Source organism: Paraburkholderia sp. CNPSo 3274, from assembly GCF_024206475.1.
GTDB lineage: Bacteria > Pseudomonadota > Gammaproteobacteria > Burkholderiales > Burkholderiaceae > Paraburkholderia.
In genome coordinates this window covers 1-22019 of the sequence record NZ_JAMBPR010000052.1, presented here as the reverse complement: position 1 = coordinate 22019, position 22019 = coordinate 1, and the positions used below count along the sequence as shown (strand labels likewise).

Genomic DNA, 22019 nt, shown 5'->3' with positions numbered 1-22019 from the left:
TTACCAGGCTCGCGCCTATACCGACGCATTGCGCGATCATCTGTCTTCTGTTCATACGAAATCAGCGTATGCCATGCGGGGCATTGTGTGGAACCGAAGGGGCAGTCGCGCGCAGCATAACGCGACGTAATCTCGCCGACAATCCGCTTTACTTCGGGCGAGGCGGGCAATTCGAGGCGGACGTTCAAGGGTGCGATTGCCGATCGAAGTCCGATATTCAGGATTTCCTGACACGAAATTCAGGATTCCCCTTTACCGTTTGCAGTCGAAGACGACTGCACGCGATCATTGGCGGGACCATCATGACGTCAGCAAAATTTCGAAGCTGCAGAGGCGACGCGCGATGATTTCCGAGTGGGGCGACTGTAAGCCGCGCGTTCAGGACGTGAACACGATCTGCATGCGCCTGTTCGATAGATGGTGCGAATCCCGCAATCTCACGCCGCTGGCTTATTTGATGCACTGCTGGCCGCTGCTGGACAGCCGCGCGGGCACGATACGGCGTTTGCAGGAAAGCATGAAAGACTTGCGCCGCAACCATGCGGACAAACTCGATCTGTATGCGTTATCGGCGCTTGGGGAACTCGCTCGCAGTCTCGATGAACTGATCGACCGTGCGGAAACCTCCGCCAGGCATTCGTTCGCCACGTAGCGCATGGAGGGCTACGGGGGCGCGCAATCCGTATTACCTGCATACGTGATAAAGGGTTGCCGAGGGGCCATGGCTTCGGCAACGAGGACAAAACAAAGTAACCAGGGCCGGAGCAACCGTGGGCATGATGACTGACTCGCAGGCCACGACAACGAAAGCCTGCACGATACTCGTCGCAGGCGGTACGCCGAACGAGACCCGTTTGATTGCGGACCACCTCGTATGGGAGGGCTTTGAGGTGCTCGCCGCAAACAACGGCGTCGAAGTGCTCGAGCGCTCGTGCCTCTCTCAGCCCGAGCTGATTCTGCTCGATTCAGAGGCCTCAAGCGTGGGCGCCCTCGCCACCTGCCGTAGCCTGAAGTCAGACGCGCGCACGCGCGATATTCCGGTGGTGCTCATGATGCCGGCAGGCAATCATCGAGACCTGGCCGATGGTTTCAGCGCCGGCGCAGCCGACCATGTGCGCAAGCCCGTGCACGTCGAGGAACTGATGGCCAGAATCCGCACGCACATCGCGTTGCGTTCGGCCTGCCGGCAGCTCGCCATGCAGCAGCGCGGCCTGAAAGCTTGCGAAACGCGCTTTCGCGCGATCGTCGAATCGGGCCCGGTGGCGATGGGCATTACCTCGATGCCCGACGGCCATCTGCTCTATGCCAACGCGCGGTTTCGCGAACTGCTTCGCCTCGATGAAGCGGCGTGCGCGAACGTCAATATTGTCGATTTTTATGTCGATCCGATGGAGCGCGAAAGACTGGTGCGTTGTCTCGCTGCGCAAGGCAGCTTCGGCGACGCTGAGGTGAAACTGCGCCGGCCAGACGGGACGCAGTTCTGGGCCATGGCGACAGCACGGCTGTCGAACTATGACGGCGCACCGGCCATTTACGTGGGCCTCCATGATATTTCCTGCCGCAAGCACGTGGAGGACGAACTCTTGCGCTCTCGCGAACAGCAGCGGGCACTGTCGGCCTATCTGGAGGGGATTCGCGAAGACGAACGCAAGCGCAGCGCGCTGGAGATTCAGGAAGAACTGGGGCAGTTGCTGACCGCGCTGAAAATGGATGTCTCGCTGCTGAGGATGCGGCTCACCGACGATCCCGAGGCCGTCGGCCGGGCAGACGACATGCGCGAACTGGTCGAAGGCACGATCTGGATGGTCCGCAACGTGGCAAGCCATCTGCGGCCCGCTGCGCTGAACTTCGGCCTCGTTTCGGCGCTCGAATGGCTCACCAGTCAATGGAGCCGGCACAACGCCATCGCGTGCGAACTGCACATGGCAAGCGGCGAGCCTGCCTTGTCGGACATGCAGGCCACGGCGCTCTTTCGGATCGTGGAGGCTGCGTTGACGAACGTCGTGCGCCACGCGGCGGCGCAGCGCGTCGAGGTCACGCTCACGACAGGGCCCGGTTCGCTCGACTTGCGTGTTCGCGACGACGGCCGCGGATTCGACGTGGCCGCCGCGTATGCAAGGTACGCATACGGTTTGCTCGGCATGACAGAGCGCGCCAGGGTGATTGGTGGTACGTTGCGAATCGACAGTCAGCCTTGCAAAGACCCCACCATTGGCATTATGTCTGGCACCACGATTTCGATTCATGTTCCGCTTGAAGGCGGTTACAGCCCATGATCAAGATACTCATCGCCGATGACCATGCCATCGTGCGTGGCGGACTCAAGCAGATCCTCGCGACGACTGCCGACATGGTCGTGACGGCGGAGGCCGGGCAGGGATCGGAGGTGATCGAAAAGCTGAGGACCTGCGAAGTCGACCTCTTGCTGCTGGACATGACGATGCCGGGCATCAGCGGCGTCGATCTCATCCGCCGCGTGCGCGCCGAGGAACCTGCGTTGCCGGTGCTCGTGCTCAGCATCCACAACGAAGCACAGGTGGCGTCGCGAGCGCTGCGGGCCGGCGCGACTGGCTATGTGACGAAGGACAGCGATCCTGAAGTGTTGCTGGCCGCGATTCGCAAGCTCGCGGACGGTGGGCGCTTTATCGACCCGAAACTCGTCGACGCCATGGTGTTCGAGAAGCATTCGGGCGACGTTCCCCCGCACGAGGTGCTCTCGGACCGCGAGTTCCAGGTGCTGCAGATGCTGGCTTCAGGCAAGAGCATCAACGATATCGCCGACGCGTGTGCGCTTAGCGCCAAAACGATCAGCACGCACAAGATGCGGTTGATGCAAAAGCTCGGGCTGGGCAATAACGCGGAGGTGATCCGCTATGCGATCCGGCATGGTCTGGTCGGCGAGTAACGGGTGGTCATGCGCGGCGAGAAGGAAATCCTGACAAACGAACCAGCCATTCCCGAGGGAACTATCTACCCGTCCCGATGGCGGCCGGTTTAACGGCTGTCTACGATGCTTTCACGTGAAGCGTGGGGGGCGGCGATGGCGGTGCGGCAGTCGTTAGGGGCAGCAGTCGTAAAGTGGCTGAACCCCACCAGCAGGCAGACAGTGCGGGTCGTGACGGTGCATCGTTCTCCGTCCGGGCGGATCGCGAGCGTGTTCATCGAGGCGCAGACAGCGGACGGATTGCGCGCGCTGTTCTTCTTCCGCCATCCCGACCGTGGATGGCAAGTGTTTCCACCGGATATCCTGCGTCCTTCGATGGGCGTAGCACGTGTAGCGACAAGAATATAGCGGCAGGCAGGCCGCGAGCGGAGATTGCGCATGGAAGAGATCGCGCCAGACGAATTGCCGTCCCCCTATGAAACGAAGCTACGCGAGTGGATGTGCCGGTGGTACGACCACGCCGTTGCGCAAGGGCTCGTGCGTCCGCCGTTTTTGCTCGACGATGCCAAGGCCGAGCGCCTTGAAGGCTATTTCGCCGCCGGTTTGACGCCATCGGAAGGTGCGCAGGCTTTCTTTGGACCTGCGCACTGACGCCTTCGCCGCACGATACCGGGCGCTCATGCGTCCTTGAGCTGGCCCAGCAAATGCCCAAGTCGCCGCGCCTGGGCGGGCATGATCTCCGGAGTTGACGCAATTCGCTGGACGCGATCGAGCCAATAGCGTCGGCCGAACACGGCGATGTTGTCATCGAAGGCGATGGCGAGTTCGAGGTGCGTGATGGCGCCGTCGAGATTTTTCGCCGTATAGGGACTTTCTCCCCGAGCCCCGGTTTTCGCGTCCTGGCGTGCCGTCATGCGCTTCGCAGTTGATTGGCGGACTGCGGACGCTGGGATGCTTCTTGTTCAATTGCAATTATCATTATTTTGCCTTGCCGTCGAATATATTCGCCATACACGCGTATTGCACTTTGCATCGCGACCCCGTCGTGATTTCAGTGCGCGTGTTGGCCTTCTTTTCGGTCCCGAATATTGAACAGCAAGCAATGATCGCGCCAGCGTTGCGCAGCCCCATGGCGACGTGCTACGGCAGCGCGCCAGAGGGCGGCACAGGACGATTTCGACCGGGGAAATCGCCGGGAGTGGACGATTTCGTCCAATTCACGGCGTGGCTTGTCGGCGTGAGAATTGGCGTAACTCAACGGCCTGCGGCGCATCCCTGATCGCTGGGTCGGTGAGATGCTTCGTGGCGCAGTTCGGCCAGTAACGCGATAGCGTCCGCAATGCGGCGGGTGGAATCGGCCGATTGCTCCCGCAACGCGCGAGCGAGCGTGTCGATCGCTTCGCTGCTGCGACCCGTGGCGCGCAAGAGGTCGGCGAGATAGCGCGCGGCCTCCACGCGCGCGGGCACCGAGCCGAACGCGAGCGCCGTTGAAAGGGCCGTGCGCAATCCCTGCTCGGCAGACGTCAGATCGCCGAGCGCCCACTGCGCCCGCGCGCGGGTGACCAGCAGTTCGCCAAGGTGGGCGCGCTCCTGGCGGGCGAGGGTTTCGTCGACCGCGGCGGCCAGCATCGCTTCGCATTGTTTCGCGCTGCCGGATCGCAGCAGCAGTTCGCCGTGCTGCCACATCTTGAAGGAATGGAACAGCGCGCCGCCGTTGCAGACCATGTGGTTGTCGTAGCCGTCGAGCATCACGGCTTCGGCTTCCGCGTTCAAGCCTTGCGCGCTGAGATCGACGCCGCGGAAGATCTGGCCTATGCCGCGATAGAAAGGGAAGCCGTTGGCGATCGACACCGATTCGAGTTCGCTCGCGAGCGGTCCGCGCCGCTGGTCGTCGAAAAGGCAAGCCAGCCACGCGGCGCCCTGCAGATTGACAACGTGCGCCAAAGCGTGTGGACCCGGCTCGCCGGCGCGCAGGATCAGCATGTCCATCGCGCGCCGGGCTTGCCCGAACTCGCCGATCTGGTAGGCGGCCAGCCCCTCGAATGTCAACGCGAGGCTCGCCAGATCGATGCCCTGCGAACCCGTGCGCGCATCGTCTCGCGTCACGCCGAGCAGACTGCCTCGCGCGAGGCAGGCGAGTGCTTCTTCGCTGTCGCCAAGCCAATAGAGGGTGTTGGTCATGGCGACGTGCGCTTCGTCGAGCGACACGCGGTCCCCGCTGTTCTGGGCGCGCTGCAGCATCTCCTGCGCGCTCGCGCGCGCCTGCTTGAGCTGGAGCGTCGTCAACTGGGTGGTCCAGACGCCGAACCGGATCGCCGCGATTTCGCCGGGCTCGCAGATCCCTTCTCCGACCTCGAGTGCCGCCGCGTAGCAGGCCGTGGCTTCTGCGTACAACCATCCGTACACACTGCGCAGGCTCATGCCGAGCAGCCGGTAGGCGTCGAACTGGGCGCGGCGCGTGCTGGGCTCGTCACGGCTTGTCTGCAGCACGTCGAGGCAACGCCGCAAATGGGGAATGGCCTCAGCGAAGCGCGCTGCATCGATCAGCGCGCTCGCATGTTCGAGACTGTTGTGCGCTTCGCGATGATGTTCCTCGCGCGACTTCAGGCGGCGTTCGACCGTCTTGCGACCGACACCGAGCAAGGTCGCGGCGGCGCTCTTGTTCCCCGCGGTGCGCTCCAGCGCGCGGTCGATGAGGAGGTCTTCGGCGGCGGCGAGTTTGTCGCGTCCCTCGAGTTGCAGCAGCATGTCCGCGAGCGCTGCGCGCGAAGCCGAGCCGGCCGTTTCGCTGAGGAGAAACGGTTCGAGCGTGTCTTCCTCGATCAGCGGCTTTTCGGCAAGCACGCTCAACTGGCTGATCAGGTTGCGCAATTGCCGGATGTGGCCCGGCCAGGCATGCCGGCCGAGCCGCCGCAGGGCGGCCGGCGAAAACTCGATGCGGCGCTCTTGTTGCGAGGCGAAATGGGCGGCGAGCGCAGGAATGTCCTCGACGCGCTGGTCGAGCCCGGGCACGGCCAGCACGAACACCGCGAGGCGGTAAAACAGGTCCTCGCGAAACAGCCCCTGGCGCGCCAGTTCGCGCAGATCCCGGTGCGTCGAGGCGACCACGCGCCCCTCGAAACGCACGCTCGACGAGGAGCCGACTGGGCGGAACGTCCGTGTTTCCAGTGCGCGCAGGAGCTTGGGCTGCAGCGCGAGCGGCAACTCGCCGATTTCGTCGAGCAGCAGCGTGCCTTTGCCGACCTGCTGCAAGAGCCCGGAACGACTTTCGCCGGCGCCGGTGAAAGCGCCTTTGACGTGCCCGAACAGTTCCGCTTCGACAAGGTGCTCGGGAATCGCACCGCAGTTGACGTCAACGAAGGGTTGATCGTGGCGCAGGCTGCGCGTGTGTACGCGGCGCGCGACCAGTTCCTTGCCCGACCCGGTCGGCCCGATGATGAGCAAGGCGTGATCGGTGGGCGCGACGCGATCGATCATCCTGACCAGCTGACGAAACGCCGGCGCCTCGCCAATGAACGCGTCGTCGTCCGCTTTTTCTCCGGAAAGGGGAAAGGGGAAAGTACTCATTGCCTCGTGGGCTCCAGATAAACGCGTTGCATGCTTTTACGATTGTCCTGGAGACTGCGATCGGAGACCGCGCATCGATCCCGCCCTTCGACTTTCGGTTCGAGGGCGGACAGCGCGAGCGCAGTCTGTCCAAAAAGCTTACTAGAACCTGCAGTTTTCGAACTTGTAGCGCGAAGGGGACTTGCCGCTGTTCTCGAGAAAGAAACGCGAGAACGCGGAGGGAGAAGAAAAGCCGAGAAGATCGCTCACCGCGGCAACCGAATAATCGGCCAGCGGCAGCAACCGCCTTGCCTCCTCCAGCCGCGCATGGGCCAGGATCGCCTGGAAGTTCGTCCCTTCCCCCTGCAAGCGCCGGTGCAGGGTCGAGCGAGAAATGCCCAGACGGCCGCAGACTTCCTCCATGGGGTTCGAAAACGGCAGACCGGCATGCGCCTCACGAATCATCTTCGTCACGAAATCTTCGATTCTCGAAGAAAAGGAATGGCCGAGAACAAAGCGTCTGATATCGGCATCGGCCTGCCCGCAGAGAATATTTTCGGTGATCTCGTTGTACTTGCGATACGGCAGGTCCGCCGACCCGGTTTTCATCAGCATTCGGTTGCGGATTTGCCTGAACTTTACCGTTGCGCCACACAGGTGCGAGAGCTGGGAGACGGGCGCAAACGCATCTCCAGTCAGCTCGATCTGGGTGGGATAGGGCTCATCGTCGTTGTACTGTTCGGCGAGGCGGATAAGCAGCAGAAAATTATAGAAGGCGCTCGATGAACTTCTGCGCGCGCCGTCCAGAACGTATTCGAATTCGAATGTCTGGCCTGCTCGCTTGACCTTCACGGTATCGACATTGCCGATCAACACCCGGTAGCGCAGAAACTGGTCAAAAGCCATCGTCAACGTCGGGCTATTCGTGACGATGGCCAATAACGTGCTAATGGGTGCGCGAAAGGAATAACTGGAAAATATTTCGAGCCGCTCCGAAGCCTGGTAGCCGGGCTCCAGCAGATTGAGCATCGCAATGTGCTTGTGAGCGGGTATGCGCCCGTCCGGATGGGCGAGTTCGGCCTCCGTTATTCCGGTGAGGCGCGTGAAGTCGTGCGGCGACATGCCGTGTTCCACTGCGGATTTGAGCGAAAGTTGGGCAAGGACGTTTGAAACGGTCTTTTGATCGGTCGTCATGGGAGACACCATGGAACGGAGAAACGTCGCCTCGGCTAACCGCTGGTAGCTGGTGACTTTAGCATCCTTGCTCCAATCCTCAAACGGCCCGATGGGTTCGAATATCGAATCCGCATGAATCGATACCGACGCCGTAAACTGCCTGCAAGGTAGCGACAAAATGGCAGACGGCTCAGGGTTAAGGCAAACCCTGATGGCGCGACGTAAGGTTAAGTTCCGCGACGCCCCGATAAGCGCAAACGTTTCGCTGGGTGCTATCGTCATCTCGCTACGTAGGGCAATTCAACATAAAACTAGAAGAAAAATGTAGTCCGATTACGGTCCCGCAATCCTGCGGGTCATCGCTCAAGCAATCGGCAAAACAGGAGAGACACTGTGAGGAATACGAAACAAATAGCGGTTGCGGTCGCCGGCGCGTTGTGTGCCGGCTCCGTGGCGTACGCGGATCAAGCCGCCACCAGCAATACATGGGGCGCCAGCCCATTTTCGATTGTGTCGCAGTTCTTTTCCCATGCTTCGGGTGCATCACAGCCGGCCGTTGACTGGAAAGCGAAGGGCGACCAGGCCGATAGGCGCGCGGCAGTCCTGGTATCGCAACTGACGCTCGACGAAAAGATCCAGTTGGTACACGGAACGGGCATTCCCACCGTCGGGCTGGGCGGCCCGTTTCCTTCGTGGGTGCAGGGCGCCGGTTACATCCCCGGCGTCAGCCGTCTGGGCATTCCCCCGTTGGCCACAGCGGATTCGGCTGGCGGCGTGAATGTGCAGAACGCGCATACCACGGCCTTTCCCGCACCGATTGGGCTCGCCTCGAGCTGGGACGTGGCGCTCGCGGGGGCCTACGGGGCGCGTATTGCACGTGAGCTACGCGTGCTCGGTTACGCGGAAGGACTGGGCGGCGGCGTCAATCTTGCTCGTGAACCGCGCGACGGCCGCACGTTCGAGTACATGGGCGAGGACCCCGTCCTGACCGGCACGATGAGCGCCGCGCGCACCATGGGAACGCAGTCGCAGGATGTCATCGCAACGGTGAAGCACTACGCGATGAACGACCAGGAAACGAACCGGATGACGAGCAATTCGGTGGTTGACGAAAGGACGATGCGGGAAACGGAGTTGCTCGCATTCGAGATTGCCGTGCGCGAGGGGCATCCAGGCAACGTGATGTGCTCGTACAACCTGATCAATGGCGTGTATGCCTGCCAGAACCCGGAACTCCTCACGACCATCCTGAAGAAAGAGTGGGGGTTCAAGGGCAAAGTTCAGTCGGACTGGACCGCCAACCATAGTACTGTCGCATCTGCGATGGCGGGTCTCGATGAGGAGCAGCCAGGCGATCTCGGAGCGGCAGGGGCGGGCTTTGGCATTCAGTCTTATTTCAGCAGCGCGCTCAAGGCCGCGGTCCAGGCCGGTAGCGTTCCGGTTGCCCGTCTGAATGACATGGTCTTTCGCAAGCTTCGCACCATGATCGCCCTTGGCGTCGTGGACAACCCGCCAACTCCCGGCGGCGCGGTCGACCAGACAGCAGGCAATCGTGACGCTCTGGCTGTGGCGCACGAGTCGATAGTTCTGCTGAAGAATGGAGCGGCATCTGGCAGCAACCAGCCCGTCCTTCCGCTCGCCGCTGGCGGCCTGCACTCGATCGTCGTGATCGGAGGACATGCCGATGTCGGTGTGCTGTCCGGAGGCGGGTCGGGAGGCGTGCCCGCGGCAGACGGCAATGCGGTATCGGGATGCCAGTCCGGTAATCCGCTGCTTTCGAGTTGCGCGACCTGGTACAAGTCCTCGGCGTACAACGCCATCAAGGCCAAGGCACCTCAAGCCACGGTGACGTACTTCGACGGCACGAACGCCGCATCGGCAGCGAGTGCGGCCGCTAGCGCCGATGTCGCGATCGTGTTCGCCACGCAATGGGAAAGCGAGGGCACGGATCTGGCGAACTTGTCCTTGCCGGACAACAAGGCGGACCCGAGCAATCAGCTTTACGACCAGAATGCGCTGATCAACGCGGTGGCCGCCAAGGCCAAGCGGATCATCGTCGTGCTGGAGAACGGGAGTCCGGTCACGATGCCGTGGCTCGACAGCGTTCACGGCGTAGTGGAAGCGTGGTATCCGGGTGTGCAAGGCGGGCAGGCGATCGCGGACATTCTGTTCGGCGACGTGAATCCGTCTGCCAAGCTGCCGGTCACTTTCCCTCGGCAGGAAGCCGATCTGCCGCAGCCGACCATCGACCCCAACAACCTGAATGTCGTCTATAGCGAAGGACTCCTGATGGGATACCGCTGGTACGATGCGAAAAACATCGATCCGTTATTCCCGTTTGGCTATGGTCTTTCCTATACGACTTTCTCGTACTCGGGGCTCAGGACGCATACCGATCAGGGAGGCAACGTGATTGCCACCTTCACCGTCGCCAACACGGGCTCGCGTGCCGGTGCCGAAGTCGCCCAGGTGTACGCCACGCTGCCGCCGGGTCTGGGCGAGCCGCCGCAGCGCCTCGTGGGATGGGCAAAGGTCGCTTTGCGGCCTGGACAGTCGCAACAGGTGAACGTCGTCATCCCGGCGCGGCGCCTCGCGACGTGGAACGTCTCGACGCACTCGTGGCAGGTTCATGGCGGAAGCTACGGGATCCGGGCCGCGTCGTCGTCACGTGATACGAATGCGTTGTCTGCACGGGTTGCCGTTGGCGATATGCACTGAGGTGTGTGCGGCCTGGGCGGACTGAGCGCCCAGGCCTTGTGGACGAGCCGGCACTCCCAGCATCCAGAAAAAACCGGCAGGTGCAATAATGAGCGGGCCTGCGGCACTGCCGATGCGCCGCGGGTTCCTTCAAGTGCGAGAGTCGTTGTTGCAGGTCTGCATGCGACAGATGCACCGGAGCGGCGCACGCGCGCTCCATTTTCGGCTGCGCGACACCCGCGCGGCTTCAGCACAGACCGGACGACCGTCTCCGCCAACGCAGCCCGGGAGACATTCAATGTCCTTGATCGACTTGCTGGAACCGCTCGTTCGCACCACTATTTCCCCCGCAGCACCCCAAACGGATCAGCTCGCGCGCTTTCCTCGCGCGGCCCTCGACGCATTAGGCGAGGCACGGCTGCTCGGGCTCGTCAGTGCCGAGGAAGTCGGCGGCATGGGGCTGGGCGTCGCGCAGGCGTGTCAGGTGGTCGAGCGCATAGCGCGGGATTGCCCGTCCACCGCGATGGTCGTCACCATGCATTACGCTGGCGCGATCCTCATCGAAAAATACGGCCCCGTCGAAGTGAGGCGCGCCATCGCCCAAGGCGACCACCTCACCACGCTGGCGTGGTCCGAGACCGGCACGCGGAGCCACTTCTGGGCGCCGGTCGGCACCGCGCAACCCGATGGTGACGATTTCGTGCTCAACGGCAGCAAGAGCATGGTGACGTCCGCCGTTGAAGCCGACTCCTACGTCTGGTCGTCGCGACCGGCGCTGGCCGCGGAAGGCGCCAGTACGCTATGGCTCGTGGACAGCCGCGCGCAAGGGCTGCACTGTCCGAAACCCTTCGACGGCCTCGGCTTGCGCGGCAACGCGTCCGCGCCGATCCAGGCCGAAGGCGTGCGCGTGCCGGCCAGCGCGATGCTCGGCCCTGACGGGGGCGGCGGCGACATCATGAATGGCGAAGCATTGCCGGTGTTTGCAAACCTCGTTGCGTCGACATCGATTGGTATCGCCGATGGCGCGCTGGAGCGCGCGATTCCGCACATTACCGGCAGCCGCTTCGCGGAGAGCGGCAGTGCCCTTGCCGACCTGCCGACTATCCGCGCCTATCTCGCCCGCGCGCGGCTTCGCGTCGATCAGGCGCGCGCGCTGCGCGACGATACGCTTGCCGCGATGGCGGCGGGCCGGCCCGACGCGATGCTGCGCGTACTCGAAGTGAAGGCGGTGGCCGCGGAAGCCGCGCTCGCCGTGACCGATACGGCGATGCGCATTTGCGGCGGCGCGGCCTTTCGCAAGGAGGTGGGCATCGAGCGTCTGTTCCGCGACGCGCGCGCTGCCTCCATCATGGGACCGACATCGGACGTCCTTTACGACTTCATTGGCCGCGTGCTGTGCGGCCTGCCGCTCGCCTGATCAGGAGAAGCACATCATGTTCCCTGGTGCACGAAAAGCATCCCTGATGCTCGGCGCCGTTGCCTACGCGCCCAAGGTCGTCACGATCTGGGAGGGCTTCAAGGCATGGTTTGCCGAACGCGGACTCGCGATCGACTATCTGCTTTACTCGAACTATGAAACGCAGGTCGAGGCCCAGTTCGCAGGCGATATTGCGTTCGCGTGGAATTCACCGCTTGCCTGGATACGCGCGAGCCGCATCGCGCAGGCGCGGGGCGAAGCGGTGCTGCCGCTCGCCATGCGCGACACGGATATCGATCTGCATTCGGTGCTGGTCGTCCGCCGTGACAGTCGCGTCCAGACACTCGCCGACCTGCGCGGCGGCACGATCGGCTTCGGCGCGATCGACTCGCCTCAGGCCACGCTGATTCCGCTGGATCATCTGCGCCATGAGGGCGGCCTCGTCGCGGGCAAGGACTACCAGGCGCGCCGCTTCGACGTGCTGGGCGGCAAGCACGGCGACCACATTGGCGGCGAACGCGATGCGGCGAGCGCCCTCGTGCGCGGCGAAATCGACGCAACGTGGATGATCGCAGGCAACTACCGGGCGTTTGCCGACGAAGGTACGCTGCCAGCGGGTGAGTCGCGCATCGTCGCCACAACGGGCGCATTCGATCACTGCAACATGACGGTCAGCCCTGGCGTGCCGCAGGAAGCGACACAGCGCTTTGGCGACTTGCTGCTCTCGATGGACTGGAATGACGCGCGGGTGCGTCCGTTGCTCGAACTGGAAGGTCTCAAGGCGTGGCTGCCCGGCCGCTCCAGCGGCTACGCATTGCTCGAGCGCGCGGTAACGGAAGAGGCTTTTTATGACGACCATGGCCGGATCGCCGAGCCCGCTTATCGATATTGAGTCGCTCGGTTTTGACGCCGGCGCTCATCTTCTGGTCAGACATGCACTGGACGCGCTGATGCCGGGCCAGACGTTGCGCGTGGTGGGCGCAGCGCCTGGCTGGGAGGTCATGCTCGAGCACTGGTGCCGCAGTCAGGGCCATCTCGTGCAGTGGCAATCGGCCGAAGGACGGCGCTTCGCCGTTATCGAGCGCGACCGCAGGTACGGCCGCTGGCGCGACGCGCAGCAGACCGGGCGCAGCGACTCCCGCGTGGCAGAGGCGGTCGTATCACGCGCATCGCCCGCCTGGGGGCTGGCTGCCAGAGGCGCGCAGGTGGAAGCGGGCTCGCCTGAATTCGTCTTTCGGCTGGACCGGAAAGCGGAGGTCTGGTCCGAAAACGCCGCCGATCTTTACGCCCAGGCGGTCGCCGCGCAATGGGATCCTGACGAGGCGATCGACTGGCTGGTGCCATTCGAATTGCCTTCCCCGGTGGAAGCCGCCATCGTGCAGATCATGACCTACCTGGTCGAGAACGAGAACGCCGCGCTCATCGTGCCCGCGCGCTTTCTCGGGCAACTGCATCCCCACTACCGCGAACTGCAGGCCGCGCTTGCGATCCAGCTGGCCGACGAGGCGCGGCACATCGAAGTCTTCACCCGGCGCATTCGCCATAAGGGCCACGAGCCGGCGTTATCGACGGCAGGCGGGCAGGCATCGCTCAAAACGCTGCTCGACGAACCCGACTTCTCCGTCGCGAGCTTTTTGCTTTCTGTCATGGGCGAAGGCACCTTCGTCACGCTGCTGCAATTCCTCCAGAGTCACGCGCCCGATCCCCTGACGCGCCAGATCGCACGCCTTGCCGCCCGTGACGAGGCCCGCCACGTCGCGCTGGGAATGTCCCATCTCCTTTACCGGCTGAAGAGCGAGCCGCGCCTGCGTTCGCGTCTTGCCCACGCGGTCGAACAACGACATGACGCACTGGAGGGCACCGCGGGTCTCAATGAAGAGGTATTCGACGCGCTGATCCTGATCGCCGCGGCCGAACTGACACCGGCAGCCGTGGCGCGAGGCTACGCACAGGTTCAAACCTTGATGCGCGAGATGGCTGATGGCCGATACACGAGGCTTGTGCGCCTTGGCTTCGAGCAGACTCAGGCGAAGCAACTTGCGGCACTGCATACGCGCAATTTCATGTAGCAGCTGGTTACGGCCGCCTCATTTGCAACGACGTGTCAGTAGTATTTATCACCTGAAACCCAAAGCGCTGGTAAAGGCTTATCGCCCGATTTCCCTTCAGAACGCTGAGTTTGACGGGTACACGAGCGTCGTCTGCCTGGCGTAGAAAATCACCGAGCAGGTGGGCCGCGATACCGCGACCCTGATGTTCAGGCAGGATCTGGATTTGTACGATGGTCCATTCATGCGGGTCTCGAAAGAATTTGAAGAGTCCGAGTTTTTCCGCCCCGCAACAGATTACATAAGCGTCGTCGTCGCGATAGCGAAGACGCTTCCAATGAGCGTGCTCGTCGGTCGATTCGCGAGCGCGTTCCAGGTGCTCATCCATCGTTGCTCTGCGCAAATCGAACAGAAATGGCTCGTCGGCAGCAGTCGCTGCGCGAAGCGTGAACTCAGGTTTATTCATTCGTGGTGGACTGTGTCAGATCACATGCGCGAAGTTTGCTATCAATCGCGGGCGTGCTTCGATCCCTTACGTTCCGTTATTCAGATGCACAGGATTAGTGGTTTCCCGATGAAATAAGCGGTCTCGTCAGTCGATTCTTGAACTAGACTTTAAATCTTGACTGAATTCCAGAGACTTTCCAATGTAAGTTGATGCGGCGATCGATAAGCAAAGGGGAAAGTTTAATGGCTATCGTCGTACACAACATCACTGTGGGTCATTCGCGCTGGAGCGTAGCGTGACGGCGAGCGACTGGCGGCATATCGTGCGCGCGCAGGGCATCAGTCTGTCCTACGGCAAGATACGCGCGCTTTCCGGCATCGACCTCGCCATTGGCCGCAACGAGATCGTCGGTCTGATCGGCGATAACGGCGCGGGCAAATCGACGCTCATCAAGGTGCTTACGGGAGTCGTGCGGCCGAGCGCGGGCAAGCTGTTCATCCGGGACGAAGAGGTCGACTGGAGCCGCTTTTCCGTGCGCGAGGCGCACCGATTGCGCTTCGAGACGGTCTATCAGGAGAAATCGCTGGGCGAGAAACAGCCGCTGTGGCGTAATTTTTTTGTCGGCCGGCAGATCACCAACCGATTCGGTTTTATCAATGTCGCCGAAGAACGGCGCATCGCCAACGATATCCTGAAGCAACAGCTCGGTTTTCGTGGCGTGGGGATCGACGCGGATTCGTTGATTGCGAAACTTTCCGGTGGCGAGCGCCAGGGCATCGCGATCGGACGAGCGATGTATTTCGACAGCGATCTGATCATTCTCGATGAACCAACGGTGGCGCTTGCCATCAGCGAGGTGCGCAAGGTTCTCGACTTTGTGCGCTCGATCAAGGAGTCCGGGCGCGCCTGCATCTATATCGAACACAACCTCGCCCATGTGCACGAACTCGCCGATCGACTGGTCGTGCTCGATCGCGGCCGGATCGTCGCGGATATCAAGTCTGGTGAGATGAGCCTCGAGGACCTCACCCGGTTTTTGATTTCGCTACAGCAGAGCGGGCACGGGCCGGCGCCGGTTGCGGGGACAAGGACGTGAGCGATCCGATAAAAGAAAAACGGCCGGCGCGCTTAGTTTTTTTTCGACTGCCGGGTTTTGCTCGCATGGAGGGATTGCCGAGCCTGGTCGTGTTTGCGTTGGTGGTCGGCCTGTTCATGGCAACCGCACCGCGCGTCTTCTTGGGCTGGCCAATCTACTTCTCCTTCCTGACCACCGTGCCACCGCTGGCGGTGTTGGCGATCGGTCTGACTCTGGTGATTGCGGCGGGGGAGATCGATCTGTCTTTCCCCTCGGTGATGGCATTCTCGGGCTTCCTGTTCGCCTGGTGCGTGAACACCACCGGATCCGCCTGGCTAGCCATTGTTGCGGCGTTGGCTGGCGGCGCGCTGGTCGGCGTGGTGAACGGGGTGTTGGTCGCGGTGGTCGGTGTGCCGTCAATCATCGTGACAATTGGCACGCAGTTCCTCTGGGCCGGTGTTGCCTCGATCCTTTCCGGCGGGCTCTCCAATGCGCTACAGCAACTCGCCAGCGGTTCAGCCTATGCCGTATTCGCGGGCACGCTGTTCGGCGTGATTCCGATGCAAGCGATCTGGGCGCTCGGGCTCGCAATATGCATGTGGTTCATCCTCAATCGCCACCGTTTTGGCGAACACGTGCTGTTCATCGGCGACAACCGCAACGTCGCGAAGGTCGTGGGCATCAATGTGCTGCGCGAGACGGTGAAACTGTTCACGCTGATGGGTGTGCTGGCCGGTTTCGCCACGGTCCTGCTCACGCTCGAGAATCTGAACTATTTCTCGACCCAGGGACAAGGCTACCTGCTGCCGGCGCTGGCGGGCGTGTTCATCGGCGGAACTTCGGTGTTCGGTGGCACGGCGACGATCGTGGGGACTTTCTTCGGCACTTTCGTGATTGGCATGCTGGAAGCCGGAATCGTTGCGACAGGCATCGCTGGCTTCTGGGTACAGGCGATCGAAGGGGTGGTGTTCATCGTCGCCGTGATCCTGCATCTGTTGGTCGAGAATCCCGCCAGGCTGCGCGCATTGCGCGGAAGATTCAGGCTTGGGCGGAGATAAAGCCGTTAAATCAGGAGATAGGAGCAGAGATGAACAAGATCATGACGGGATTCCTCCTGGGGGCGAGCGTTCTTGCGTTCGGCCTCGCGCCGACTGCCGGTGCCACTGAGCCCACCTCATCGGGGCAGCTCGGCGCCGGTATGACGATGTATATGCAGATGGGCGGAAACCCCGGCGACGGCGCGACGCTGCCACGTCAGACCGGGGCTGCCGACGCGGGGCATGCCTTCGGCATCAAGGTAATCGAGCAGTTCTCGGCCTGGAGCCCGGAGACGATGCTTGCCCAGTTTCGCCAGGCGATGGCGGCAAAGCCGACGTGTATTGGCATCATGGGCCATCCGGGCGATCCAGCCTTCGCACCACTGATCAAGCAGGCGGTAGACCAGGGCATCATCGTGACCGTCGGCAATACGCCGCTACCCGACAACCAGAAGCTCTACGACGCGAAGGGCTTCGGCTACGCCGGCGTCGAACTCTATGTGGGCGGGCAGATCACCGCTCAGGCGATGCTCAACGCCGGGCTCAAGAAGGGCGACGAGGCGCTCGAATACGGTGTCTTCAACGAGAGTGTGCGCAGTCAGTCTGACCGTGGCCTTGCCGAGACGCTGGAAAAGGCCGGCGTGAAGGTGACCCGGCTCAATATCTCGCCTCAGGTGGATTCCGATTCATCGCTCGCCGTGCCGATCCTGGTCGCCTTTATCCAGGCGCACCCTGATCTGAAGGCGATTGGCACCCAGCACGGCGGCGTAACCGGGTTCATTCCGCAGGCGCTCCAGCAGGCTGGCAAGAAGCCGGGGCAAATCATCGTGGGTGGGATCGACCTGGCACCCGCCACGATTGCCGGGCTGCAGAGCAAATACCTCACCGCGACGCTCGACCAGCAACTTTATCTGCAGGGCTTTCTGCCGGTCACGCAATGCGTGCTCTCGGCTGCTTATCATTTCGCGGGACTGACCATCAACACCGGCGCAGGTGTCCAGACGCCCGCGACGATCGACTCGCTCATTCCGCTGATCAAGCGCGGGATCCGCTAAGGACGAACGATGCGAGATGGAATGGCCTGGGTGCTGCCGTCACATCGAACAGATCTGGCGCATGTATCCCGGCCATATGAGCGTATCAGGCTGTATTCACATGAACCCGCAAATGCAGCCGTCGGAATGCATTCGGCGTCATGCCTTTACGCTTCTTGAACAGCCTCCGGAAATAGAGGCGGCAAATTGCGGATTACGGGGAAGATGGTTCCGCCGCTACGCGCGGTATTGGAGGGGGCGAGCGCCTTCCACGACGCTTTCGTGCGACCGCCCCTTCGCAATAACCTTCATTGTGCTAAGGTTTGTAAGACGTTTTCTGCGAGTTTTCCAGTGCGGCGCCGGCGCCCAGCAAGGAGATCGAAAATGGTTAGCCTGAGCATTGAGGGGCGCGAGCTCGAGGCGCCGGCCAACTGCTCGATCCTGCAGGCCGTCGTGCATGCTGGCCAGACGCTCGTGGAAGGTGTCGGGTGCATGGGGCAGGGGGTGTGCGGCTCTTGCCGCGTCATGGTCCGGCGTAGCGGCGAGCAGGAGGTGAAGATCGTACTCGCGTGCGAGACCCTGGTCGAAGACGGCATGCAGGTCGCATTCCTCGATTACTTGACGACCCCGGCGCGCCACGTGTATCGCATGGAAGATCTCGGCGATAGCTGGCAGACGCTGCGCACCATTTCTGAAATATTCCCGGAGGCGTCGCACTGCCGCCACTGCAGCGGCTGTGACCGCGCCTGCCCGAAGGGCCTCGAGGTCCAGCGCGGCGTGAACCTTGCCGTGGAGGGCCGGCTCGACGCGTCCAGCCAGGTCTTCGACGAATGCGTCATGTGCAACCTCTGCACGCTCGCTTGCCCGGAACACATCCGGCCCAATCATCTCGGCCTGTTCGTACGGCGGATGATCGCGGCTCACTCGCTGCGTCCGGCCAATCTGATCCGGCGGCTGCAGCAGATCGAAAGCGGCGAAATGAAGATCGATTTCGACGCGCCGGCCGCGCAGCCGCCGCGCTGACCGGGGCGCAAGATCATGGCGACCGCGGTTCCCTACGAAAACGCGCGACAGCGCTACCGGCGAGGCGCAGCACCCACGCTGCGCGCCGACGACAGTTCCGTCGACGAACTCCTCAAGGGCTATCACCCCGACCATGGGCCCAATGCGCGCGTGCCTCTCGCGGTTGGCGTCAATCGCGGGGAGCCGTGTCAGCCGGATCTCGCGCGGCAGCTGCACGCAAACGCATTGATCGACGACGTCGACCTGGCCGGCGCCCAGCTCGTCTTCACCGACGTGCTGGTCGTGGGCGGCGGCGGCGCGGGGTGTGCCGCGGCGCTCACGGCGGCGAAGCAGGGCGCACAGGTTATCCTCGCCGGCAAATTGCGCCTCGGCGACAGCAACACCGTCATGGCCGAAGGCGGCATTCAGGCGGCAGTCGGGGAGGACGACAGCCCGCAACTGCACTTCGAGGACACGATGCGCGCCGGGCATTTCTGCAGCGACCCCGGCCTCGTCGCGCAAATGGTGATGGACGGCCCCGATGTGATTCGCTGGCTGATCCAGCTCGGCATGATGTTCGATCTGGAGGACGACCGGCCGATCGGCGGCAACCTTTTGCGCAAGAAGGCCGGCGGCGCGTCGGCGGCGCGCATTCTTTCGTATCGGGACTACACCGGGCTGGAGATGATGCGCGTGCTGCGCGAGGCCGTCGATCTCGATCCCGGCATCGATGTATGGAACCGCTGCCCCGTCGTCGAACTGCTATCGGACGAGCGTGGAGGCTGCGCCGGCGCCGTGCTCTACAACCTCGAATGGCGGACCTTCGTGCTGGTGCGAGCCCGCGTCGTGATCCTCGCCACGGGCGGCGCAGGGCGGTTGCACCTCAATGCCTTTCCCACCTCCAACCACTATGGCGCAACTGCCGATGGCCTCGTGCTGGCCTATCGTCTCGGCGCGCGGCTGCGCGAGCTCGACTCGTTCCAGTACCATCCCACGGGCCTTGCATGGCCGCCTCATCTGGCGGGCGGATTGATCTCGGAAGCCGCGCGCTCCGCGGGCGCGAGATTGATCAACGGCGAAGGAGAGCGTTTCGTCGATGAGCTTCAACCCCGGGACGTGGTGGCGTCGGCCATTCTGCGCGAATGCGCGCAAGGGCGCGGAATCTCGCGCGACGCCCAGATCGGCGTGTTCCTCGACACGCCCTCGCTCGAAATGGCAAACCCCGGCATTCTGGCGCAACGCCTCGTTACGCTGCGCCATCTCGCGCGCAAGTGCGGAATCGATCCGGCACAGGAGCCCTTTCTTGTGTATCCCACGTTGCACTACCAGAACGGCGGCGTTGCGGTCGACAAGGACGGTGCGACGAATGTGCCCGGCCTGTACTGCGCAGGAGAGGTAACGGGCGGCATCCACGGACGCAACCGGCTGATGGGCAATGCGTTGCTCGACATCCTGAGCATGGGGCGCCGGGCGGGGGCGAGAGCTGCGGAATCGAAAGGCCGCGTCATGGCGAGCCGTGCCGGCATCGGCCACGTTCACGAGTGGCAGCGGGAACTCACCTTGGCGGGATTGCCCTTGCACGTGAAGGCACCCCAGCTTTTTCCCGGCTACGCTCATTTCGATCTGCGAAACGATGCCAGCCTGCGCCCGGCCGCTCGCGCGCGGGCGGTCGGAAGCATCCGCTGATGCAGCACATGGAGCGGCAATGGACAAGCCGAATCAGGTTCTTTTGCGTGATGAGATCCGTGTAGGCGCGAACCTCGACGCCTGGTTCGCGCACGGTGGCGGCGAGGGGCTCGCCCGCGCGCTGGAAGATCCGGCCGCGATCATTGCGCAAATCGCCCAGGCGGATTTGCGCGGCATGGGCGGCGCGGGATTCCCCGCGCATCGTAAATGGATGCCTGTCGCCGCCGCACCGGAAGGAAACAAGTACATCATCTGCAATGGCAACGAAGACGAACCCGGCACGTTCAAGGACCGTTTTCTGCTGGAACATACACCTCATCAAGTGATTGAAGGCGCGCTCATCGCGGCGCTCGCGAGCCGCGCCAACCACGTCATTCTCTACGTCAACCCGCATCAGCAGCAGGCGCTCGCGGTCACTCGCGAGGCGGTGCGGCAGTGGCGCGAGCATCCTCTTTTCACGGCGATCGAACAGTGGCTCGGAAAGACCGTTGCGCTTTGCGTTTTCCCCAGTTCGGGTCTGTATATCGGAGGGGAGGAAACGGCGGTCATTGCAAGCGTGGAAGGCGGGTTTCCGTTTCCAAGGCGCAAGCCGCCTTTTCCTGCGGAGCAGGGCGTGCATGGTGCTCCGACCGTCGTCAATAACACGGAAACGCTGGCTCACGTACCCGGAATCCTGCGCCATGGCGCACAGTGGTATCGCGACCTGGGTATTGGCGATGCCGCGGGAACCAAGCTCTATTCGCTCTCGGGCGACGTCTTGCGTCCCGGCCTGTACGAACTGCCCATGGGCACGAGCCTCGCGACGCTCGTCTTCGAGCACGGCGGCGGAATGCTGCAGGACAAGGAATTCAAGGCGGTCTTCACGGGCGGCCCTTCCAACACCTTGCTGACGAAACGCGAGCTGGATGTCGCACTGGACTTCGACTCGGTCCGGCAACGCCGCTCGCGTCTGGGTACGGGCGCAATGATCGTCGTTTCGGAGGGCACCAGCATCGTGCGCAAGGTCGCAGAGTATGTGAGCTTCTTCGCCCAGGGCTCGTGCGGGCAATGCCCGCCATGCAAGGGCGGAACGTTTCAGCTGATGCGGCTTCTCAACCGGCTCGACACCGGCCGCGGAGTCCGTGCCGATCTGGATGCATTGGAGAACCTGTGCCGCATTCTTCCCGGCAGCGGACGTTGCGGTCTCATCGACGGGGCAGTGACCGTCGTCGAAAGTTCGATCAACCAGTTTCGGGGCGAATACGAAGCACTTCTGGCGTAGACAGGAACGTAAGCGACCCGATATCGTGATCGGTGAAATTTTTCCGGAGATCACGCGATGCCTTACTTGCAACTCGATGTAAACGAACACTACCCGGACACAGGAGACGAGATGTATCACCCAGCTCCAGGTGGCTACAGTCCGCAATGGGAGCCGGGTCAGCAATGAGAAGTCACGTATAGGCATCGATGCAGCGATCTGCGAAAAATGGAATCAGGCGATTACGAGCGACAAGGCGACTCTGCCAGCAGGCCGGTATCAATGCGACCGGCTCGCCGACTGCCAGGCTGGGAGTGATTCAATGGAAAAAATGTACGCGTACAAAGGCTTTGAGGTCACCGTGAAGCTTGTGGATGTGCGGGCTGTGTCGAGCGAATTCACATATGGGCCCCCGGTGGGGTACGTCGCAGAGGTGAGTATCTGCACGACGGAACCGAGAAGACCAATAGGCGTGCCGATTCGGGAGTGTCTGAATTTTTGTGTGCAAGGCAGATAAAAGCCTGCCGTCTGGCAGGCTCATCAATTGCATTCTACAAATGATTTCTGGTGAAGCGATCCTCGTAGAGGATCGCGAACTGGTTCATCGCGGCTTTCCAGTCATGCGCGGCACGGCTCCAGTCAGCCGTGATATTGCGCAAGGCCAGCCAGAGCAGTTTGGTCGCGGCCTCGTCCGTCGGGAAGTGCCCACGCGTCTTGACGATCTTGCGT

General features: G+C 62.5%; 18 protein-coding genes and 1 pseudogene. 14 read left to right on the top strand and 5 right to left on the bottom strand.

Annotated elements, in window-relative coordinates; genetic code table 11:
- The first annotated feature begins 343 nt into the window (after nucleotides 1–343).
- From M3I54_RS29555 to M3I54_RS29540, 4 genes are all read left to right on the top strand, one after another.
- Nucleotides 344–652, top strand: coding sequence for a hypothetical protein (locus M3I54_RS29555; RefSeq protein WP_254342210.1), 309 nt, complete (start codon nucleotides 344–346; stop codon nucleotides 650–652).
- A 124-nt stretch (nucleotides 653–776) separates the two neighbouring features.
- Complete coding sequence (locus M3I54_RS29550; RefSeq protein ID WP_309249649.1) at nucleotides 777–2276, top strand: ATP-binding protein; 1500 nt, start codon at nucleotides 777–779, stop codon at nucleotides 2274–2276.
- Nucleotides 2273–2905, top strand: coding sequence for a response regulator transcription factor (locus M3I54_RS29545; RefSeq protein ID WP_254342208.1), 633 nt, complete (start codon nucleotides 2273–2275; stop codon nucleotides 2903–2905). Before M3I54_RS29550 ends, M3I54_RS29545 begins: the two co-directional genes overlap by 4 nt.
- Nucleotides 2906–3322: 417 nt before the next feature.
- Entirely contained in the window at nucleotides 3323–3535 is a 213-nt protein-coding gene (locus tag M3I54_RS29540; RefSeq protein ID WP_254342206.1) for a hypothetical protein, read from the top strand.
- A 26-nt stretch (nucleotides 3536–3561) separates the two neighbouring features.
- On the opposite strand, the gene M3I54_RS29535 is transcribed toward M3I54_RS29540, so the two are convergent.
- The 3 genes from M3I54_RS29535 to M3I54_RS29525 form a co-directional block, all read right to left on the bottom strand.
- Nucleotides 3562–3798, bottom strand: a complete 237-nt coding sequence (locus M3I54_RS29535; RefSeq protein ID WP_254342204.1) for a hypothetical protein — start codon at nucleotides 3796–3798, stop codon at nucleotides 3562–3564.
- Between the two features lie 340 nt (nucleotides 3799–4138).
- Nucleotides 4139–6451 carry a sigma 54-interacting transcriptional regulator gene (locus M3I54_RS29530; protein ID WP_254342202.1) on the bottom strand — a complete coding sequence of 771 codons (2313 nt, stop codon included), beginning with the start codon at nucleotides 6449–6451 and terminating at the stop codon, nucleotides 4139–4141.
- A 141-nt stretch (nucleotides 6452–6592) separates the two neighbouring features.
- Nucleotides 6593–7624, bottom strand: a complete 1032-nt coding sequence (locus M3I54_RS29525; RefSeq protein WP_254342200.1) for an AraC family transcriptional regulator — start codon at nucleotides 7622–7624, stop codon at nucleotides 6593–6595.
- A 375-nt stretch (nucleotides 7625–7999) separates the two neighbouring features.
- Between M3I54_RS29525 and M3I54_RS29520 the strand changes: the two genes are divergently transcribed.
- From M3I54_RS29520 to M3I54_RS29505, 4 genes are all read left to right on the top strand, one after another.
- Nucleotides 8000–10324 carry a glycoside hydrolase family 3 C-terminal domain-containing protein gene (locus M3I54_RS29520; RefSeq protein ID WP_254342198.1) on the top strand — a complete coding sequence of 775 codons (2325 nt, stop codon included), beginning with the start codon at nucleotides 8000–8002 and terminating at the stop codon, nucleotides 10322–10324.
- Between the two features lie 277 nt (nucleotides 10325–10601).
- The gene (locus M3I54_RS29515; RefSeq protein WP_254342193.1) at nucleotides 10602–11720 is read left to right on the top strand and encodes an acyl-CoA dehydrogenase family protein; all 1119 of its coding nucleotides are present in this window, start codon (nucleotides 10602–10604) and stop codon (nucleotides 11718–11720) included.
- A 16-nt stretch (nucleotides 11721–11736) separates the two neighbouring features.
- Complete coding sequence (locus tag M3I54_RS29510; RefSeq protein ID WP_254342192.1) at nucleotides 11737–12612, top strand: phosphate/phosphite/phosphonate ABC transporter substrate-binding protein; 876 nt, start codon at nucleotides 11737–11739, stop codon at nucleotides 12610–12612.
- Entirely contained in the window at nucleotides 12569–13789 is a 1221-nt protein-coding gene (locus tag M3I54_RS29505; protein WP_254342191.1) for a ferritin-like domain-containing protein, read from the top strand. Before M3I54_RS29510 ends, M3I54_RS29505 begins: the two co-directional genes overlap by 44 nt.
- A 7-nt stretch (nucleotides 13790–13796) precedes the next feature.
- On the opposite strand, the gene M3I54_RS29500 is transcribed toward M3I54_RS29505, so the two are convergent.
- The gene (locus tag M3I54_RS29500; RefSeq protein ID WP_254342190.1) at nucleotides 13797–14234 is read right to left on the bottom strand and encodes an N-acetyltransferase; all 438 of its coding nucleotides are present in this window, start codon (nucleotides 14232–14234) and stop codon (nucleotides 13797–13799) included.
- A 277-nt stretch (nucleotides 14235–14511) separates the two neighbouring features.
- On the opposite strand from M3I54_RS29500, the gene M3I54_RS29495 reads away from it, so the two are divergent.
- From M3I54_RS29495 to M3I54_RS29470, 6 genes are all read left to right on the top strand, one after another.
- Complete coding sequence (locus M3I54_RS29495; protein ID WP_254342189.1) at nucleotides 14512–15312, top strand: ATP-binding cassette domain-containing protein; 801 nt, start codon at nucleotides 14512–14514, stop codon at nucleotides 15310–15312.
- Nucleotides 15309–16349, top strand: a complete 1041-nt coding sequence (locus M3I54_RS29490; RefSeq protein ID WP_254342188.1) for an ABC transporter permease — start codon at nucleotides 15309–15311, stop codon at nucleotides 16347–16349. Before M3I54_RS29495 ends, M3I54_RS29490 begins: the two co-directional genes overlap by 4 nt.
- 29 nt (nucleotides 16350–16378) lie before the next feature.
- A complete protein-coding gene (locus M3I54_RS29485; protein ID WP_254342187.1) occupies nucleotides 16379–17383 on the top strand; it encodes a substrate-binding domain-containing protein in 1005 nt (334 codons plus the stop codon).
- A gap of 363 nt (nucleotides 17384–17746) precedes the next feature.
- On the top strand, nucleotides 17747–18385 hold the full coding sequence (locus M3I54_RS29480) for a 2Fe-2S iron-sulfur cluster-binding protein (protein WP_254342186.1): 639 nt from the start codon (nucleotides 17747–17749) through the stop codon (nucleotides 18383–18385).
- A 15-nt stretch (nucleotides 18386–18400) separates the two neighbouring features.
- Nucleotides 18401–20050, top strand: coding sequence for an FAD-binding protein (locus M3I54_RS29475; protein WP_254342185.1), 1650 nt, complete (start codon nucleotides 18401–18403; stop codon nucleotides 20048–20050).
- Nucleotides 20051–20069: 19 nt separating this feature from the next.
- Nucleotides 20070–21311 (top strand): NADH-quinone oxidoreductase subunit F, encoded by a 1242-nt coding sequence (locus M3I54_RS29470; protein ID WP_254342184.1) that lies wholly within the window; start codon nucleotides 20070–20072, stop codon nucleotides 21309–21311.
- A 530-nt stretch (nucleotides 21312–21841) separates the two neighbouring features.
- Here M3I54_RS29470 and M3I54_RS29465 read toward each other — a convergent pair.
- Nucleotides 21842–22019 (bottom strand): annotated as a pseudogene (locus M3I54_RS29465) (IS256 family transposase); the annotation flags it as partial.